At 39.6% G+C, this 18,544-nt stretch carries 16 protein-coding genes and 2 pseudogenes; 14 read left to right on the top strand and 4 right to left on the bottom strand.

The window, feature by feature from the left end; genetic code table 11:
- Window positions 1-12 precede the first annotated feature (12 nt).
- The 5 genes from DVW83_RS08570 to DVW83_RS08550 all read left to right on the top strand — a co-directional run bounded on the left by DVW83_RS08570 (window position 13) and on the right by DVW83_RS08550 (window position 6,372).
- Complete coding sequence (locus tag DVW83_RS08570) at window positions 13-1,014, top strand: aspartate-semialdehyde dehydrogenase (RefSeq protein WP_104660912.1); 1,002 nt, start codon at window positions 13-15, stop codon at window positions 1,012-1,014.
- Entirely contained in the window at window positions 1,011-2,360 is a 1,350-nt protein-coding gene (locus DVW83_RS08565; RefSeq protein ID WP_104660911.1) for an aspartate kinase, read from the top strand. The genes DVW83_RS08570 and DVW83_RS08565 overlap by 4 nt, the downstream gene beginning before the upstream one ends.
- Complete coding sequence (locus DVW83_RS08560) at window positions 2,320-3,420, top strand: M20 metallopeptidase family protein (RefSeq protein WP_104660910.1); 1,101 nt, start codon at window positions 2,320-2,322, stop codon at window positions 3,418-3,420. The genes DVW83_RS08565 and DVW83_RS08560 overlap by 41 nt, the downstream gene beginning before the upstream one ends.
- A 27-nt stretch (window positions 3,421-3,447) precedes the next feature.
- A complete protein-coding gene (locus DVW83_RS08555; RefSeq protein WP_005879035.1) occupies window positions 3,448-4,611 on the top strand; it encodes a pyridoxal phosphate-dependent aminotransferase in 1,164 nt (387 codons plus the stop codon).
- Between the two features lie 381 nt (window positions 4,612-4,992).
- Entirely contained in the window at window positions 4,993-6,372 is a 1,380-nt protein-coding gene (locus DVW83_RS08550) for an FAD-dependent oxidoreductase (RefSeq protein ID WP_104660409.1), read from the top strand.
- A gap of 226 nt (window positions 6,373-6,598) precedes the next feature.
- Here the strand turns inward: DVW83_RS08550 and DVW83_RS08545 are convergent, their stop codons facing one another.
- The 3 genes and pseudogenes from DVW83_RS08545 to DVW83_RS08535 all read right to left on the bottom strand — a co-directional run bounded on the left by DVW83_RS08545 (window position 6,599) and on the right by DVW83_RS08535 (window position 8,767).
- On the bottom strand, window positions 6,599-6,853 hold the full coding sequence (locus DVW83_RS08545; protein ID WP_224785126.1) for a hypothetical protein: 255 nt from the start codon (window positions 6,851-6,853) through the stop codon (window positions 6,599-6,601).
- 61 nt (window positions 6,854-6,914) lie between these two features.
- Window positions 6,915-7,414 (bottom strand): annotated as a pseudogene (locus tag DVW83_RS08540) (hypothetical protein).
- A pseudogene (locus DVW83_RS08535) lies at window positions 7,377-8,767 on the bottom strand (Y-family DNA polymerase). Before DVW83_RS08535 ends, DVW83_RS08540 begins: the two co-directional pseudogenes overlap by 38 nt.
- 395 nt (window positions 8,768-9,162) lie before the next feature.
- On the opposite strand from DVW83_RS08535, the gene DVW83_RS15235 reads away from it, so the two are divergent.
- From DVW83_RS15235 to DVW83_RS08495, 9 genes are all read left to right on the top strand, one after another.
- Entirely contained in the window at window positions 9,163-9,339 is a 177-nt protein-coding gene (locus tag DVW83_RS15235; protein WP_167592163.1) for a hypothetical protein, read from the top strand.
- A 529-nt stretch (window positions 9,340-9,868) separates the two neighbouring features.
- The gene (gene aroF, locus DVW83_RS08530) at window positions 9,869-10,888 is read left to right on the top strand and encodes a 3-deoxy-7-phosphoheptulonate synthase (protein WP_104660411.1); all 1,020 of its coding nucleotides are present in this window, start codon (window positions 9,869-9,871) and stop codon (window positions 10,886-10,888) included.
- Between the two features lie 16 nt (window positions 10,889-10,904).
- Entirely contained in the window at window positions 10,905-11,969 is a 1,065-nt protein-coding gene (gene aroB, locus DVW83_RS08525; protein WP_104660412.1) for a 3-dehydroquinate synthase, read from the top strand.
- Window positions 11,970-13,136 carry a chorismate synthase gene (gene aroC, locus DVW83_RS08520; protein WP_104660413.1) on the top strand — a complete coding sequence of 389 codons (1,167 nt, stop codon included), beginning with the start codon at window positions 11,970-11,972 and terminating at the stop codon, window positions 13,134-13,136.
- An 11-nt stretch (window positions 13,137-13,147) separates the two neighbouring features.
- Window positions 13,148-14,224 carry a prephenate dehydrogenase gene (locus DVW83_RS08515; protein ID WP_104660414.1) on the top strand — a complete coding sequence of 359 codons (1,077 nt, stop codon included), beginning with the start codon at window positions 13,148-13,150 and terminating at the stop codon, window positions 14,222-14,224.
- Between the two features lie 4 nt (window positions 14,225-14,228).
- A complete protein-coding gene (gene aroA, locus DVW83_RS08510) occupies window positions 14,229-15,515 on the top strand; it encodes a 3-phosphoshikimate 1-carboxyvinyltransferase (RefSeq protein ID WP_104660415.1) in 1,287 nt (428 codons plus the stop codon).
- Window positions 15,512-16,012 (top strand): shikimate kinase, encoded by a 501-nt coding sequence (locus DVW83_RS08505; protein ID WP_104660416.1) that lies wholly within the window; start codon window positions 15,512-15,514, stop codon window positions 16,010-16,012. Before aroA ends, DVW83_RS08505 begins: the two co-directional genes overlap by 4 nt.
- Before the next feature lie 2 nt (window positions 16,013-16,014).
- The gene (gene pheA / locus DVW83_RS08500; RefSeq protein ID WP_174784272.1) at window positions 16,015-16,872 is read left to right on the top strand and encodes a prephenate dehydratase; all 858 of its coding nucleotides are present in this window, start codon (window positions 16,015-16,017) and stop codon (window positions 16,870-16,872) included.
- A 124-nt stretch (window positions 16,873-16,996) separates the two neighbouring features.
- The gene (locus DVW83_RS08495; protein ID WP_104660418.1) at window positions 16,997-17,509 is read left to right on the top strand and encodes a type 1 glutamine amidotransferase domain-containing protein; all 513 of its coding nucleotides are present in this window, start codon (window positions 16,997-16,999) and stop codon (window positions 17,507-17,509) included.
- A 293-nt stretch (window positions 17,510-17,802) separates the two neighbouring features.
- On the opposite strand, the gene DVW83_RS08490 is transcribed toward DVW83_RS08495, so the two are convergent.
- Window positions 17,803-18,474 (bottom strand): ClpXP adapter SpxH family protein, encoded by a 672-nt coding sequence (locus tag DVW83_RS08490; RefSeq protein WP_104660419.1) that lies wholly within the window; start codon window positions 18,472-18,474, stop codon window positions 17,803-17,805.
- Window positions 18,475-18,544: the final 70 nt, after the last annotated feature.

Genomic DNA, 18,544 nt, shown 5'->3' with positions numbered 1-18,544 from the left:
AGGATGAGAAACATGCGCAAAATAGATACCTGTGTAGTTGGAGCGACTGGTCTAGTCGGTCAAACAATGTTGAAAGTTTTAGAAGAATATGATTTTCCGGTAGGACGTCTCAAGCTGTTAGCTTCGAAACGTTCTGCAGGAAAAGTCTGTGTATTTAAGGGGAAAGAATATACAGTCGAAGAACTGACTAAGACTTCATTTGAAGGGTATGGTTTAGCGCTATTTTCAGCTGGAGCAGGAGTTTCTCAAGTTTTTGGTCCCATTGCACGAGAACAAGGGCTGGTCGTAATAGATAATTCTTCAGCTTGGCGAGAAGACCCAGAGATCCCATTGATCGTACCAGAAGTAAACTTAGAAGATCATCGCTTGAACAAGTTGATTGCTAATCCCAATTGTTCAACGCTCCAATCTGTTCTACCTTTAAAAGCACTACAACAAACGTTTGGTATTACGCGAGTGAACTATTCGACTTATCAAGCAGTGTCAGGTTCTGGTCAAAAGGGGATCGAAGATTTACATCGGACACAAAAAGGAGAAGAACCTCTTCTTTATCCTTATGATATTAGTCAAACTGCTCTGCCAGAAATTGATGTGGCATTAGAAAATGGATATACCAAAGAAGAACAGAAAATGATCAATGAAACCCAAAAAATCCTACACCAACCGGATCTTCCAGTTTCAGCTACCTGTGTGCGGGTGCCTATTGAAACAGGACATGGTGTTTCGATTGCGGTTGAACTAGAAAAGGACTTTACACTTGCTGAAGTTCGCCAATGCCTACAGAATTTTTCGGGCATAAAAGTCATTGATGATTTACCCGCTCACCGTTATCCCACAAGTATTTTAGCGAAAGGAACAGATGAGGTCTATGTGGGGAGAATACGTCAGGATATGGCATCAGAAAATGGCCTTCTTCTTTATACCGTAGCCGATAACATCCGAAAAGGTGCAGCTGCGAATGCTGTTCAGATTGCTAAAGCACTGCTAACGGAAATGACGGAGGGGCAGGAATGAAAGTAGCTAAATTTGGTGGTTCGTCGATGTCCAATGAAGAACAATTTAGAAAAGTAAAATCAATCATTCTATCTGATCCAAAAAGAGAAGTAATCGTGGTTTCTGCTTTAGGGAAGCGAGCGAATGAAGATGACAAAGTAACTGATCTATTGTATTTGATCCATGCGTATCTCCAGCATGATGTGGATTGGACGCCACTTTGGAAACGAATCTGTGATCGTTTTATTCAGGTAAGAGATCTATTGGAGTTGACTTTTCCGATTGAAAAAGAGTTGTCTACGATCCAGACAAGGTTGCAGAATGAAAAAGTTTCTCAAGATTATCTGGTTAGTCGTGGAGAGTATCTGACGGCACAGCTAATGGCAGAATATCTTCATTACACATTTGTGGATGCAAAAGAAGTGATCTTCTTTGATTATGAAGGAGAAATCGACTACGAAAAAACGATTCAGGCAGTTCGTTCATTTTATGAACAGCAAACGACCCTAGTGGTTCCAGGTTTTTATGGGGCAAATCCATTTATAAAAGAAAAACTATTGGGGCGTGGCGGAAGTGATATCACAGGAGCTGTGTTGGCTAAAGCATTGGATGCTGAAAGCTATGAGAATTGGACAGACGTCTCGGGAATCATGATGGCTGATCCGCGAATCATCGATTCTCCGAAAGTCATTGAAGAAATTTCTTTTAGAGAATTAAGAGAAATGGCGTATATGGGAGCAAACGTCTTACATGAAGCAGCTGTTTTTCCAGTTCAGGAAGCAGATATTCCGATCCAAATCAAAAACACTAATAAACCAGAAGCCAAAGGAACAAGGATATCCAACCATGAAGTAGAGAAAGAAAATGGGCTGACAGGGATTGCAGGACGTAAAGATTTTCTTTCGATTACTCTATTCAAGAGACATATGTCAGATGAAATCGGCTTTATCTGGAAGGCGATGAGTATCTTTGCCAACTATGGTATCTCGATTGAGCATATCCCATCTGGAATCGATAATATCGGTGTTGTTGTGTCTGCTGAAGCAATCGCCGATAAATTGTTTTTGATCACAAAAGAACTAAAAGAAAAATTAGGGGTAGAAGAAATCGAAATCATTGATGAGTTGGCTTTGATTTCCATTGTCGGAGGACCGCATAAAGAGTTGATCGGATTATCAGGGAAAGTATTATCGATCTTGAATCAACTGGGTATCCGCACATCGATTTTATCGCAAGGGGCACAGGAATTGAACCTGATCATTGGAGTCGCAAACGATCAGTATGAAACAGTGGTAAAAGGAATTTATGAAGGGATGGTGACTGCTCATGTTAGCGAAACATCGGATAGCATTACATCAAATTCCTGAAATCGGTTTCCATGAATTCAAAACAAAAAAATATCTGTACGAACAGGTCAAAAATAGCGGAGGTGTGCTCCATGAAATTGGAGAAACAGGATTGCTGCTTTATTTTGACAATCATCAACCGGAAACGATTGCCTTTCGTACAGATATCGACGCATTACCCATCAAAGAAGAAACGGATCTGCCATTTGCTTCGACGCATGAAGGATTCATGCATGCATGTGGTCATGATGGACATATGGCAATGTTATTGGGGTTAACAGACTATGTATCACAACATGTGGATGAATTATTATACAACGTTGTATTGATTTTCCAACCTTCAGAAGAAATTTCAGGGGGAGCAGAAAGTGTGATCCAAACTGGGTTACTGGATCATTATCAAGTCAAAGCGATCTTTGGCTTTCATTTATGGCCGGGCTTACCGGAAGGAGAAGTGTATTCACGAGCAGGTGCTCTCATGGCTCAAAGCAGTGAAACAGATATTGTCATCAAAGGAAGGTCTGCACATATTGCTTCCAGTGAAAAGGGCATCGATAGTATTGAAAATGCCGTACGTTTCATGAAAGAAGTGTATGATTTTGATCAGAGCTTGCCTGCGGATCTCTATCATTTGCTGAAATTCGGACAAATAACCGGGGGAACCATCCGTAATGTGCTTGCAAATGAAGTGGTCATTTCTGGAAGTATCCGTTCTTACAGTCGAAAGACACAACGCTTTTTAAAAGATCAATTAGCTGATTTAGCCGAAAATGTTCAAAAAAAATCAAATGTGGCAATCCATTTCCGTTATAATGATGGATATCCAACTGTTAACAATGATGCAAAATTGTATGCAGCATTAACTCATTCAGAAAAATTGCATGAGCTTGAGAAACCAGTTTTACAGGCAGAAGATTTTGGTGTATACACCGAAAAATACCCTTGTGTGTTTTTCTTTCTAGGGGTAGGAGATACACCAGCACTTCATGATGCTCAGTTTGATTTCAATATGGTAGTTTTAGAAAAAGGTGTGGCTTGGTATAAAACGATTCTTGAAACAAAGGAACTATTGACCAAGTAGCAACAGCGACAAAGAGGAGAGAACCAAATGAATATGACCAACCGCTTTAATCCGCGACTTAAGACCGTGGAAATTTCAAAAATCAGAAATTTCGATCAACAAATTTCTTCGATCCCTGGTATCATCAAACTAACTTTAGGTGAACCGGATTTTTCTACACCCGAACATGTGAAACAAGCCGGTATAACTGCAATTGAAGAAAATTATTCACACTATACTGGAATGAGAGGACTGCCAGAACTTTGTGAAGCAGCTTGTGCATTTCAGAAAAAACGTTACGGTTTGGACTATGATCCCCAAACAGAAGTATTGACGACTGTGGGAGCTACTGAAGCGATCGCAGCTTCCTTGTTAGCCGTCTTAGAAGAAGGCGATAAGGTGTTGATACCAGCACCGGCTTATCCAGGATATAAACCAATGGTCGATCTAGCAGGAGCGGAATTGATCACCTTAGATACGTCAGAAACAGGTTTTATCTGCCAACCAGAACAGTTAGAGGCAGCATTTGAAACTTATGGTGAGTCGATCAAAGCAATCATTTTGAATTACCCTAGTAATCCAACAGGAACATTATTATCTGCGGAACAAATGATAAAACTAGCTGAAGTAATCAAACAACATCCCGTATTCGTCATTAGTGATGAAGTGTATTCAGAATTGAATTATGTGAGTGACCATGTTTCTATGGCGACATATCTACCAGAACAGACTATCGTCATCAATGGGTTATCTAAATCTCATGCGATGACTGGTTGGCGGATTGGCTTCATCTTCGCCCAAAAATATTTGATCGATGAAATCATCAAAGTCCATCAATACCTTGTTACTTCTGCTACAACAAATTCGCAAAAAGCAGCGGTTGAAGCCTTAACAGCAGGAATGAATGACGGGGCAAAAATGAAAGAACGCTACGTGGAGAGAAGAGATTATCTTTTAAAAGAACTAACTCCTTTAGGGTTTCATATTTCACAACCAGATGGTGCATTTTACTTGTTTTGCAAGTTGCCAGAAACAATTACGCTTAATTCTTGGGATTTTTGTTTGCAATTGGCAGAAAAAGGGAAAGTGGCTTGTATTCCAGGTTCTGCATTTGGTCCAGAAGGAGAAGGCTTTATCCGGATTTCTTACGCTAGCAGTATGGCTCAACTAGAAGAAGCTTGCCGACGTATCCGTACTTTTTTAGGTAAATAATCTACCAAGTAAAGAGCGTGGGCCAAAAGTAAGAAACACTTCTGTCTCATTCTTTAAAAATGAATAAACGGTGGGAGCAGAAGCAACTCCTTCTTAAATAAGCCGAAATTCACAAAAATTTGAAAAGCAATTTTCGTTAATTTTGGCTTATTTCTCGGAGTTAAACACTTCTTTCCCAACCTCCGTTGATCGTGAAATCGTCTTGCTTTCAGGATCAATGGGTTATTTGCGTTTACCGGTACCGACGTGCACACCGAAGGACTAAATGTTTTTTTAATTGAGTTTCATGTGGAATGCATTTCTTTTGATTTATAAAAAACGGAGTGTTATGTTTAAATTGTTTAGAATAATTCTAAATAATTGAACAAGGAGGTTTCATAAATGGAAAAAACTAAAGTTATCATTGTCGGTGCATCACACGGAGGACATCAATCAATCTTAGAATTGTTATCTAGGTATGGGGAAGATGTCGATATTACTTTATTTGAAGCAGGAGATTACGTTTCATTCATGTCATGTGGGATGGAATTATATTTAGAAGATCACGTAACAGATGTCAATGACGTACGAAATTTCAGACCAGAAAACTTTCCACAATCAAATGTTCATATTTTAAACAATCATCAAGTGACAGCGATCAATGCAGATAAAAAAACTGTGTCGGTTGTTCGTTCTTCAGATGACCAAATAAAAGACTATGCATACGATAAATTGATCTTAAGCTCAGGTGTAACACCGAATTCATTGCCTGTTCCAGGAACTGATTTAGACAACGTATACTTAATGCGTGGCTATAATTGGGCAACGAAAATCAAAGCAAAATTAACCGATCCAGATGTGAAAAAAGTCGCGGTAATTGGTGCTGGCTATATCGGGATCGAAGCAGCAGAAGCTTTTTGCAAGGCAGGAAAAGAAGTGACTTTATTAGATGTGATTGATCGCCCATTAGGCACTTATTTAGATAAAGAAATGACAGATATTTTAGAAGCGCATCTAAAAGAAAAAGGAATCAACGTGGTAACGGGAGCAAAAATCAATGCGTTTACTGGTGAAGGGCAAGTAGCAACTATCCAGACAGAAAAAACAGAGATCGCCACAGATCTTGTCATTCAAGCAGCTGGTGTCAAAGCCAATACGGAGTGGTTAAAAGGAGTAGTCGATCTAGACGAGCGTGGTTGGATCATTACGGATGAGTATCTTCAAACAAATGTGCCAGATGTCTATGCAGTTGGCGATGCAACATTAGCTTACTCCGTTCCAGCGCGTACAAAAATGCCAATTGCTTTAGCAACAGTAGCAAGAAGAGAAGCACGTTATGTCGTTCAGCATTTGTTTGAAAAAGTACCAAATAAACCATTTGGTGGTGTTGTTGGCTCCTCTGCGTTAAGTGTATTTGATTATCATTTTGCTGCTAGCGGATTGAATAGTTTCACAGCATCAAAAGCAGGGATCGCTATCCGTTCTTCTTATTATGAAGACACCTTACGGCCAAAATATGTTCCTGAAAAATTTGGCAATACAAAAGTATCTATCCAATTGTTCTTTGATCCTGTTACACATCAAATCCTTGGTGGTGCTGTCTTATCAACTTACGATATCACAGCACAAGGAAACGTTTTAGCTTTAGCCATCCAACAAAAACTAACGATCGAGGATCTAGCAGAAGCAGATTTCTTCTTCCAACCAGGTTTTGATCGTCAATGGAGCATGCTTAATTTAGCAGCCCAACAAGCTTTAGGAGAAGAACCATTTGTTGAGTAGCTTAAAAAGTTAGAATTTTTTCAAAGAAGCGCATTTAACACAAAAGTACAGAAGTTGCTAGACTTCAAAAACTACGAAGAGATTTTTAATTGAAGGAAGAGGGTGAGACAAGAGTGAGATTACTTTTGTTTCATCCTCTTTGACTAAAAAAGACCCGATTAAGTCAAATTTCCTTATAAAGCTAGATGTTATTGAAATGTGTGGTAGCTTCTATCCAATACTCGATTCAGCTGTGCTCGTTTTTCAAATGTAAAATATCTTCCCAAAATTGAAAATATTGATCCGTCAACTGGATCTCTAGGACATCTGTCCAAGAAATAAACTGTTCCTCTAACATGAAGCCTTTTTCTGTGAGAGTAGGCTGGACAAACCCATGATATGTTTGTCCATTTTTGCAGTGGACAAAGATGAGTTGCTTGGCTATAAAAGTAGTAATGACAATAGTTTCAAAATGTTTATCAGCAGTTTTCAATAGAATCACTTCTTTCTAAAAAATGGGAGAAAACGAATAATGATAAGCAATGAAGAGAGAAATAAAAAATTCACTCCTCTTCAGGAAATTGTTGATAAAATTCATCTTTGATCTGTTCCAATTCTTGGATGTTCTGTTTTGAGTGTAAGGATGGTTGCCTGGTAGATACATCGTCAGAAAAAGCGCCTGTGAACCATTTTTCCTCCTCTTTTTTCTCAATATGACGAATATCTGACCAGTAGATCTTCGTATCTTCAAGAACCAAGTAATCATCGTAAGCTTCACCAGTAAATGTTCCTTCAATATTTTCTAGGTATCTGTCAAATTCGTCTTTTGTGTTTCGTTGAAGGGTGATTTTTTTTATGGTAAAGAAAAGGTTCTAATAGTACGGCATCGATTTCCTCACGAGACATCGGAGTTAGTGGCTGGATTTCTTTGATAGCCCATGCTTCGTTTTTTTTTGATCCCACTCATCAGTTCATCTATTGCAAATGCTGTGCCCCATTTCAATCCAAAAGGGCGATCGCGGTATTCATTGTAATCGAGAAATTCCTTTTTCGTTCGACGCATGACCTTCACCTTCTATACCGGCTAATCCACCCGCATGCCCACCTACAAGAGAGCTTCGTGCAATTGCTCGACCACCTTCTAACAAGCTATGGGCATGGACAATCGATCTGAATCCATATTTCTGCCGGATCTTATCTACAACAAAATCGATTTTTGCATTTGCGACTTGCACTTCAGGCTCATCAAATAAATTTAATTGTAAGCTATCTGTGTGGAACAAATGGGAGCAATTCACGCAAATACTTCGAATGTCTTGCCGGCGATAATGTTTGTGAAAGAGGTCCAACAAGACAGCCGCTAATCGTTGACTTGAATTTGTCGCTTCGACGGTGGTTTGTTGATGAAATCCTGTCTTGCCTTGGCTATCCTTATACCCCAAAGAAAATCCTACCCAGAGACTGACGACTTGCGCTTTTACATGTTCGCGACGCAATCGGGTACCTACTTGATCCGCCATTTCTTTGATGACGATTTCGATTTCTTCTTGACGCGTGTAGTCACGATTTAAAATTTGACTGTTGCCGATACTTTTCGATTTAGGCACATATTTTTCTCCTAAAAAGCTTCGATCGATTCCCCAAGCATGTGCAAACAGTTGCGTACCGATGACTCCCATATTTTCTTTTAGCCGATAATAGTCGGTATGTGCCAAGTCGTAGATCGAAGTGATTCCCATACGGTTGAGGCGTTTAGCTGTTCGGTGACCGATCCCCCAAAAATCAGCCAGTGATGGGATGTGCCAAACCTTATTGCCACATCTTCGTAGCGCCATTCAGCGATTCGCTCTGGATTATCTTTGGCTCCGTTATCTAGAGCTAACTTTGCGAGCAATGGATTATCACCGATACCGACAGTCGTGTATATACCAGTTTGCTGATAAACATCCTTACAGATGATTTTTGCTAGATCCCAAGCGTTTTTTACTTTAAAAAGTTTCAGACTATTAGTGACATCAAGAAAACTTTCATCAACGGAGTAGACGTGATGGTTCGATTCATCTGCATAAGTTTTGTAGATGGCATTGATTTGTTGATTTTTTTTCATGTAATAGGCCATTCTCGGTGGTGCAATATATAAATCACGCGGATAGGGGAAAGGGAGATCTCTTGCTCTGCTGATATTTGTGATACCATAGGCTTTTTTTGCAGCCGGACTAGAGGCTAAAATCAATCCGCTTCCTCGCTCTTCTAAGCAATCAGACGGATAAGACATAACAACAAGTTTGGCCGTTAAAGGATCTAAGTTACGCTCTACACATTCAACAGAAGCGTAGAAAGATTTGCAATCAATGCAAAGGATATCCCTAGAAGGTTCTTTTGTATAATCAAATTTAGGGTTTTGATTTTTAAACATAACAGTCACCTCTTATCAGTAATTGGAACACATGTTCGTATTTTATGTCAATGGAAAAATCACATAACTTAGTTCTAAAAACAGTCATTCTTTTGAAGAAATGTTTTGTTTATGATTGCTGATAGAAATGAAAAGCGATATACTAGCGGTAATAAATAGAATAAAAATGATCATTTCATGGAAAAGTGTTAAATGAAAAGTTATTTTTACTTTTGCCTTAGATATTGCCAATGAGCACGAAATTGATTCGATAGGATGCTGAGTGCCTCAAATGTGAATGATTTGTAAAAGAATACATTGAACAGGATAAAGAGATTTAATTTTCATTTTTCGACTTGTTTTACAGAAAAGTTATTGAGAATAGAGTTGGTTACTAAAGAAATGGGGGAAAACAAATGTATATGCTGAATATTGGAACGAAAGATGCGATGTTAGCTGTTGCTATTATTATTATTCTCGGATTGACGATTTTTTATCATTGGTCGGTAGTGGCATTTATTATTACCGAATGTACTGTATGTTTTGCTTTTTGGGCGGGAAGTAGAAAACAAGATAAAAGGTTAGAAAAGTAACTATAAACAAATAATGAAAAGAATCAAAATATACGAAGGTTTGCAGCTGGATTTGTTCGTATATTCTCTAGATTGAAAAATAAAAAAGAAAATTATGAAAAAGATGTTGACATCTTTCAGAAACAAATCTATACTAGGTTCAATCTTAAATCAGTTTGGAGCGGTTTTTTATGAAAATGACCCTATGTACACAACTGAATAATTATTACTTTAGCTATTTTAGATAGGTTTGTATTCATGAGGTTATGGGTACAAACAGCAGCGCTTGTTTGTATCTATGATGGCTAAGGATGTTTGAGATGACTTGCTCGCCGCATAGATGAAAAATCTATAGTGGCTTTTTTCTTTGATTTATTCATGGCCCACTGTAGATTTTCTACGGTGGGCTTTTTTAATACATAAAGGAGGAGCAAAGAGAAGCAAACACGTAGGTCGTTAGAAATCAAACTGAATATCTATCGATTCTATTGAATAAAAAAGCCATGAAGCAATTGTAAACTAAAAAATAAAGAGCAGAGGATGTTATTTTATGATTTTGATTATTAAACCAGGTATCAAAGAAAATGAGTTACTACCCGTTATTTCACGTATTAAAGAAGAGGGGCTAGATGTCCAAATCAATCATGGAAAAGATCGCTTTGTTCTAGGACTTTTAGGCGATCCCAAAGTTATCCATGATGTTCCTTTTGAAAGATACGACATCGTGGAACGAGCAGTACCTATCTCAAACACGTATAAATTAACTTCACGTGAATTTCATCCACAAGATACGATCGTTGATGTAGACGGGGTCAAAATCGGTGACGGTAGTTTTGTGACAATGGCTGGACCTTGTTCCGTTGAAGGAGAAGAACAAATCATGGAAACGGCACGTATGGCAAAAGCTGGTGGTGCAAAAATTTTACGTGGTGGTGCATACAAACCAAGAACTTCACCTTACGCTTTCCAAGGATTGGGTGTAGAAGGATTGAAGATGATGCGTAAAGCAGCGGATCATTACGGTATGAAAGTCATCACCGAAGTAATGGATGAAGCACATATCGACGTTGTTTGCGAATACGCAGACATCATTCAGATTGGTGCCCGCAATATGCAAAACTTCCGTTTGTTAGAGTCTGTTGGTAAAACAGGTAAACCAATTGGCTTGAAACGAGGAATTTCAGGTACAATTGAAGAGTGGTTAAATGCGGCAGAATACATTGCTGTCCAAAATAATTTCAACGTCATCTTCATTGAACGTGGTATCCGTACTTACGAGCGTGCGACGCGAAATACCTTTGACTTGAGTGCTGTCCCAATCATCAAAAAATTAAGCCACTTCCCGATCATTGTTGATCCAAGTCACGGTACAGGGGTTTGGGATCTTGTTTCTCCAATGGCTAGAGCTGGTGTAGCAAGTGGTGCTGATGGAATGATCGTAGAGATCCATCCAGATCCTCTTCATGCTTGGTCAGATGGACAACAATCATTGAATGAAAAGAACTACTTGAAGATGATGAAGGAAGTAGATATTTTAGTGGAAGCAATGAAAGAGATCAACGCTTTATAGAAAAGAGGAGCGGAAAATGTTAGAAGTTGTCTTACCAGAAAAAAACTATGAGATTGTCATTAAGCGAAATTCTCTAGAACAAATCTCCGAATGGATCGGTGGTTTATGGGGAAATAAAAAAATTGCTATCATCAGCGATACAAATGTATTTCCGATTTATGGAGAACAGATTCAAAAACAATTGGAAGCAACCTATGAAGTAGTCCACTATGTGGTACCAGCTGGTGAAAAAAGTAAATCCCTTGAAATAGCAGCTGTGCTTTATGATTTTCTAGCGGAAGAACAATTCACTAGAAGTGATGGGATCATTGCATTAGGGGGAGGCGTAGTCGGCGATCTAGCTGGCTTCGTCGCATCTACTTATATGCGGGGGATCGCCTTTGTCCAAATACCGACTTCTTTGTTGGCACAAGTTGACTCCAGTATCGGTGGAAAAACAGCGGTGAACGGACCAAAAGCGAAGAATATGATCGGGACATTTGCGCAGCCAGATGGGGTGCTGATTGATCCAGAAACATTGCAGACACTTCCTGAAAAACGAATCCAAGAAGGCATTGCAGAAATTATCAAGTGCGGAGCAATCAGTGATAAAAGTTTATGGGATGATTTAGCTGCTTATACAGGTATCGCTGATCTAGTGGCACATAGTGAAGCGGTCATTGAAAAAGCTTTACGTGTAAAGAAAAAAGTAGTTGAAGAAGATCAATATGATAATGGCAGTCGTTTGCTACTAAACTTTGGACATACGATTGGTCATGCCATCGAGAATATCGCGGGATATGGGAAAATCAGCCATGGAGAAGCGGTAGCAATCGGGATGGTCCAAATCAGTCGGAAAGCAGAAGCAAGACGAGAAATGCCAGAAGGAATCACCGCACAAATCATTGCAATGAATCAAAAATATCATTTACCGACTGCTTATACACCTTGGCAAGAAAAAGAATTGTTCCAAGCAATCACACATGATAAAAAAGCACGTGGACAAAATTTGAAAATCATTTTATTAGAGAAGATCGGTCAAGCGAAGGTGCAGACGATACCAATCAAAGAGATGAACGACTATTTAAAAGAAGGTGATTAGATGCGTTACTTAACTGCAGGAGAATCTCATGGATCACAACTAACTGCGATTATCGAAGGTGTGCCAGCTGGTCTGGCGATATCAGTCGATCAAATCAATCAGGAACTTGCAAGACGTCAAGGAGGATACGGCCGAGGCGGGCGAATGAAGATCGAGAAAGATCAAGTACAACTTACGTCAGGTATCCGTCATGGCAAAACATTGGGTTCTCCAATCACGATGATCGTTGAGAATCGTGATTGGAAAAATTGGCAAACGGTGATGTCTGTAGAACCGGTTTCTGAAAAAGATGAACAATTACGCCGTGTGGCAAAACCACGTCCAGGACATGCAGATCTAGTTGGTGGCATGAAATACCAACATCGTGATCTTAGAAATGTATTGGAACGTTCTTCTGCCAGAGAGACAACGATGCGCGTCGCTATTGGGGCTTTGTCGAAGCAGCTTTTAGCCGCACTGGACATCGAGATTGCGAGCCATGTTGCTGTTTTGGGCGGAATCAAGGCAGAAGTACCGATGACACTTTCGGTTGCTGAAATCAAAGAGAAAATAGCAATATCAGAAGTCAACATGGTTGATTTGACCATTGAAGACCAAGTCAAAACACTGATTGATGAAACCAAGAAAGCTGGAGACACTTTAGGTGGTATTGTAGAAGTTCGAGTGGAGAACGTACCAGCTGGGTTAGGCAGCTATGTCCAATGGGATAAAAAACTAGATGGGAAATTAGCACAAGCGATGTTAAGTATCAATGCATTTAAAGGGGTAGAGTTTGGGATCGGTTTCGAGTCGGCTTTTCGTCCAGGATCAAAAGTGATGGATGAAATCACGTGGAATCAAACAAACGGCTATCAAAGAGCAAGCAATCACTTAGGTGGCTTTGAAGGTGGGATGACCAACGGAGAGCAGATCATTGTTCGAGGAGTCATGAAGCCTATCCCAACTTTGTACAAACCATTGATGAGTGTGGATATTGATACAAAAGAACCTTATAAAGCAAGCGTTGAACGTTCGGATAGCACAGCTGTCCCAGCAGCATCCGTGGTTGCAGAACACGTGATTGCTACAACTTTAGCTATGGAAATTCTCGACCATTTTCCGGCAGATAATCTAACTGAGCTGAAAAAGGCAGTTAATGACCACCGACAAATGATCCAAGAATTTTAATGGAGGCGACCATGAAAAAAGTATTGGTAATAGGGTTAGGATTAATCGGTGCATCATTGTGTCGAGCGATCAAAGGACCCAATGTCACTCTTTACGGCTGGGATTATTCAGAGGAAACAAGGGAAATAGCCAAAGAAGTCCACCTAGTGGATCAGGTCGTTTCTGGGATTAAAGTAGCAAGTGAGATGGATATCATCTTGCTGGCTGTACCTGTTCAAGTCAGTATGGAATATCTGAAAATATTGGCAAATCTTCCTCTTAAAAATTCGGTGTTAGTGAGTGATACAGGAAGCACGAAAGCAAAAGTAATGGAATTAGCAAAAGACTTACCATTTACATTTATTGGTGGCCATCCAATGGCGGGGTCGCATAAGTCCGGTGTTCGAGCGGGCAACCCTAATTTGTTTGAAGAAGCATATTATATCTTTACGAATGACCTTGAGAGTGATCGTATTGACGAATTAAAAGAGCTTCTGCAGCCAACGAGAGCGAAGTTTGTCGTCTTGGATGCTTCTAGCCATGATGAAATCGTTGGCGTATTGAGTCATCTGCCACATATCATTGCAGCTGGCTTAGTGCAGGCATGTGAAACGCTAAGTCAAAAATATCCACGTGCTTCGCAACTTGCAGCTGGCGGTTTTAAAGATATTACTCGGATTGCCTCTTCTGATCCTAAGATGTGGACAGATATTTTGATCACGAATCAAGATATTTTATTGAAATTGCTGGAAAATTGGCAAATATCTATGGGAAATCTGAAAAATGAATTAGCAGCTAATAATCAACAAGCTGTTTATGATTTTTTTACACAAGCAAAACAGACCAGGGATCATCTACCACAGAAAAAACAAGGAGCAATCCCTGCCTTTTATGATCTGTACGTCGATATCCCCGATATCGCTGGAGCAGTCGCAAAAGTCACTACTTCTTTGAGTCATGCAAGCATTTCGATCATCAATTTAAAGATCCAGGAAACAAGGGAAGATGTTTTTGGCGTATTAGAATTGTCATTTAAAAATCAAGCCGACTTGCTAAAAGGAAAAGCGTTGATAGAAGCAGAAAATTTTCATTGTCGGGTAAGGAGTTGAGTGAATGAAGTTATTGACCACAAAACATGGCATCAATGGGGAATTAACCATTCCTGCTGACAAATCGATTTCTCACCGCAGTATCATGTTTGGTGCGATTAGTCAGGGGCAAACAATCGTGAACAATTTCTTAAAAGCAGAGGATTGCTTGAGCACGATTGCTGTATTCAGACAATTGGGCGTCACCATCACAGAAAAAAATGAAAAGATCTATATTGATGGCAAAGGATTTAGCGGATTGACAGCCCCTGCTACTCGATTAGATGCAGGAAATTCAGGGACAACGATGCGTCTTGTCTTAGGCATCTTGGCAGGAAGCGACTTTACTTCTGAAATCGCTGGAGACGCTTCGTTAAATCGCCGTCCCATGGAACGTGTGATGAAACCACTTCGAGAGATGGGTGCGGAATTACAGGGAATCGAACATGCCGAGTTTCCGCCACTAAAAGTATCTGGTCATACATTACATGAGATTGAATACCAGATGCCGATTGCGAGTGCGCAAGTAAAATCGGCCATTCTTTTTGCAGCGTTACAAGCAAAAGGGACAACTAAAATCATTGAGAAAGAAAAATCAAGGAATCATACAGAAGAAATGATCAAACAATTTGGTGGTCAAATCGACATAGAGGACCGAGTAATCACTTTGAAAGGTGGACAATCTCTTAGCGGTCAAGAAGTAACAGTTCCAGGAGATATTTCTTCTGCTGCATTTTATCTAGTCGCTGCAAGTATTCTGCCAAATAGTGAAGTTATCCTTAAACAAGTCGGTATCAACCCGACACGTACAGGAATCATTGATGTGTTGAAACAAATGGGGGCAACAATCGAACAAATTCATGAAGATGAAAAAAATCAAGCTGCTGATCTGATTGTTCGTTCGGCTACATTGAATGCCTGTGAGATTAAAGGAGAAATCATTCCAAGACTGATCGATGAATTACCAATCATCGCTTTAGCAGCAACTCAGGCAAATGGCACCACAATTATCAAAGATGCGCAGGAACTTAAAGTCAAAGAAACGAATCGGATCGATGCCACTGCCACTGAACTAACGAAGATGGGTGCTTCGATCGAGGCGACAGATGACGGATTGATTATCCATGGTCCTACGCCTTTGCATGGGGCAAAAGTCGACAGTCATGGGGATCACAGAATCGGTATGATGTTGCAGATTGCAGCTTTATTGACAGAGGAACCTGTGGAGCTGCAAAATCCAGAAGCGGTAAATATTTCTTATCCAGCATTCTTTCAGGATCTTGCACAACTGATCAAGGAGGAGCAAGCATGACGGCCATTGTTTTGATTGGCTTCATGGGTGCTGGCAAAACGACAATCAGTAAAAAATTAGCTGCTTGCTTGGAGCAACCCGTGATCGACATGGATGAAGTGCTGGTGGCTCGTTTGGGGTGTTCCATCAATCATTATTTCACGGAGTTTGGTGAAGCAGCTTTTCGGGAGCAGGAGACCGCTTTATTAAAAGAAGCATTAAGTAATGATGCCATTATCGCAACTGGCGGCGGTGTGATCTTACAAAAAGAGAATCAAAAAGTATTGCAAGATCAGTTCGTGATCTATTTAAAAGGACAAGCAGAAATTCTGATCGATCGTATACGGCAAGACAAAGACAATATTCGTCCTTTGGCTGTAGAAAATAGTGATCAGAAGCTAAAAACGATATTGGCAACACGAGAAAAAATGTATGAAAAATTAGCAAAACTAACGATTGAGACAACTGCAAAAACGCCAGAAGAAATCGTAAAAGAAATCATAAAGCAGGTTGGATGATGATGAAAATCGGTTATTTAGGTCCGAAGGGATCATTTACTTATAGTGCAGTAACTAGCTATTTTAAAAGTGGTGAGTGGATATCGTATGACTCGTTGATTAATCTGATCGATGCACAGCTGAATAAGGAAATAACTTATGCGATGGTGCCCATCGAAAATTCGATCGAAGGCTCTGTCCTACCGACATTAGATCATATCTATGAAACGTTGCCTTCTATTCAAGGGGAAATCATTCTTCCGATTCGTCAGCAATTGATGGCTCACAAAGAGCGACAAAAAGAGTGGAGACAGACAAAAAAAATCTGTAGTCATCCCCAGGCGTTGGCACAGTCACAGCTTTTTCTAAGAACTCATTTTCCAAAAGTCGAGATCGAACAAGTTGGTTCAACCGCTCAAGGCGCGCAACAAGTAGCAAACCATCCTGAGCAAGCATTAGCGGCAATTGGCCCGTTATCTGCAGCAGAAGAGTTTGGACTCGTTGTCGTTCAAAAAGATATCCAGACGATCGTGAATAATGAAACTCGTTTTTGGCTACTTGGTTCAAAACCAAGCGCCTCAAATCTAGAGGCAGTCGATTATAAAGCAACGTTATTTGTTGATCTGCCAGAAAATCGTCCGGGGGCACTGTATCAGGTATTAGCTGTTTTCGCCCAGAAACAATTGAATTTGACAAAAATCGAATCTCGTCCGCAAAAAACGCAGCTAGGGGAATACTTCTTTGTGGTCGACGTAGCAGTCAAAGCACAAGCAAAAGAATTACAAGAAGCGATAAGCTTACTCCAAGAGCAACAATTTCCAGTACATTTGATTGGTCAATACCCAGTGTATAAAATCAATCAAGTGAAACCAGCACAATAAACAAAGGACGATTCGGTCAGAATACTTTATTACACCTTATTACTATATAGTATAAACAGATTAGTTGCACACTTTCTTCAATTCCTTTAGGCTTAAATTAAGCGATAAGAAAGGAAGAGGATAAATGACAAAAAAAGTTGCAGCAATCGTTACTGATTTGGTGGAAGATGTAGAATTATCTTCACCAAAGGAAGCTTTGGAAAAAGCGGGTCATTTGGTTACTTTGATCGGGTTTGAAGCAAATCAAACGGTCAAAGGAAAAAAAGGAACTGAATTTACGATTGAAAAAAGCATCGATGAAGTGTCTCCTGAAGACTTTGATGCGCTATTGATACCTGGGGGATTTTCACCGGATCAACTACGAGCAGATCAACGTTTCGTTGATTTTGTTTCTTATTTCTTAAAAAATGACCAACCATTATTTGCAATCTGTCATGGACCACAATTATTCATCCAAACGGGTTTAACAAAAGGGCGTACTATGACCGCCTATGACACCGTTCGACCAGATATTGGTTATGCTGGAGCCGTAGTGAAAGATGAAGCAGTAGTAGTGGATAAACAGCTAGTGACTAGCCGTAATCCAGATGATCTACCTGAATTTGATCGTACGATCGTGGAAATATTAGCTAAGTAAGTGTAAAAGGGTAGTTCTCAACAAACTGAACCAAAATCTACAATAATGACAATAGTACAGAAATAGTCGACCAAGAATCTTGAATTAGACACTTGGTCGTTTTTTTTTGTTTAAAAGAGTGTATTTGTAGCTAGAAATCAAGTGATGACAACTTGTGGGAATTCCATGATGATGTTCATTGCTTTTTTTCGTGTCATCACCTAAACAAGCGATTGGGAAACAAAATAATCCATTTTTGGACAAAAAATAGACTACCACGAAAGAATTTCGTAATAGTCTATTCAACACAACTTTTAATTAGAAAGTAAATATAAATGGCTATTTCCTGAGTTTAATCGAGAAGCATTTGTATGTAAATGTTCACCATTGAAAACTTGATAAGAGTCATCTTTTGTTTTACAAATTTCTTTGATACGTCGAACGGTATTGGAACCTTCGATTAATACACCAAAGTCGTGTTCACAGGAGTAGTTATATACTACAGCTGAAGGATGCTTAGTGATTCCCATCTCACGAGCGATCTTTTGATCGGAGAAAAAGGCTTCTTTGACAAATTCTGATTGACGATCTTCTTTGAACATTTTTAGATCGCCCCCGATTTCGGCAAAGAGGGATTCAGCAAGCGCTGGAGAATATGGTAACTTTTTACAACCCACTGCTTCTTGTAATTTGATCAAGAACTGCCGTCCCTTTTTCTTTCCTTGGAACTGTGCAGCTTTACAATCTAATGCAGCAGAGTAAGTCATTGAAAATAATTGGTTCCGTTCGGTTAGATTTTTTTGAGAAATTCCGTTACTTTGCATGACATCCCCAATTGTCTGCAAATTAACTAGTGGAAGAAAGCGAAACTGTAACTTGTCTTTAGATTTTTTTCCGTATTCTTCGCCAATAAATTGTAACAATTGTTGTTCTAATTTAAAGCAGTGTTTCCCCAAAGGATCAACAAATAGATAAATTTCGATCATATGAATCTCCCCCAAAATAGATTCTATACAACTAGTGAATTCTTTCATTCACAACCTATAACTTAACAGA

Source organism: Enterococcus sp. VV15 (assembly GCF_005236045.1).
In the GTDB taxonomy this organism is placed as follows: domain Bacteria; phylum Bacillota; class Bacilli; order Lactobacillales; family Enterococcaceae; genus Enterococcus_B; species Enterococcus_B durans.
The sequence above is the reverse complement of the archived record's forward strand: the minus strand, read 5'-3'. Positions and strand labels throughout refer to the sequence as shown.

Excerpts from the sequence above, each read along its gene's own strand:
- DVW83_RS08570 (WP_104660912.1), top strand. The coding sequence starts at position 13 with ATGCGCAAAATAGATACCTGTGTAGTTGGAGCGACTGGTCTAGTCGGT.
- DVW83_RS08565 (WP_104660911.1), top strand. The coding sequence starts at position 1,011 with ATGAAAGTAGCTAAATTTGGTGGTTCGTCGATGTCCAATGAAGAACAA.
- DVW83_RS08560 (WP_104660910.1), top strand. The coding sequence starts at position 2,320 with ATGTTAGCGAAACATCGGATAGCATTACATCAAATTCCTGAAATCGGT.
- DVW83_RS08555 (WP_005879035.1), top strand. The coding sequence starts at position 3,448 with ATGAATATGACCAACCGCTTTAATCCGCGACTTAAGACCGTGGAAATT.
- DVW83_RS08550 (WP_104660409.1), top strand. The coding sequence starts at position 4,993 with ATGGAAAAAACTAAAGTTATCATTGTCGGTGCATCACACGGAGGACAT.
- DVW83_RS15235 (WP_167592163.1), top strand. The coding sequence starts at position 9,163 with ATGTATATGCTGAATATTGGAACGAAAGATGCGATGTTAGCTGTTGCT.
- aroF (WP_104660411.1), top strand. The coding sequence starts at position 9,869 with ATGATTTTGATTATTAAACCAGGTATCAAAGAAAATGAGTTACTACCC.
- aroB (WP_104660412.1), top strand. The coding sequence starts at position 10,905 with ATGTTAGAAGTTGTCTTACCAGAAAAAAACTATGAGATTGTCATTAAG.
- aroC (WP_104660413.1), top strand. The coding sequence starts at position 11,970 with ATGCGTTACTTAACTGCAGGAGAATCTCATGGATCACAACTAACTGCG.
- DVW83_RS08515 (WP_104660414.1), top strand. The coding sequence starts at position 13,148 with ATGAAAAAAGTATTGGTAATAGGGTTAGGATTAATCGGTGCATCATTG.
- aroA (WP_104660415.1), top strand. The coding sequence starts at position 14,229 with ATGAAGTTATTGACCACAAAACATGGCATCAATGGGGAATTAACCATT.
- DVW83_RS08505 (WP_104660416.1), top strand. The coding sequence starts at position 15,512 with ATGACGGCCATTGTTTTGATTGGCTTCATGGGTGCTGGCAAAACGACA.
- pheA (WP_174784272.1), top strand. The coding sequence starts at position 16,015 with ATGAAAATCGGTTATTTAGGTCCGAAGGGATCATTTACTTATAGTGCA.
- DVW83_RS08495 (WP_104660418.1), top strand. The coding sequence starts at position 16,997 with ATGACAAAAAAAGTTGCAGCAATCGTTACTGATTTGGTGGAAGATGTA.
- DVW83_RS08490 (WP_104660419.1), bottom strand. The coding sequence starts at position 18,474 with ATGATCGAAATTTATCTATTTGTTGATCCTTTGGGGAAACACTGCTTT.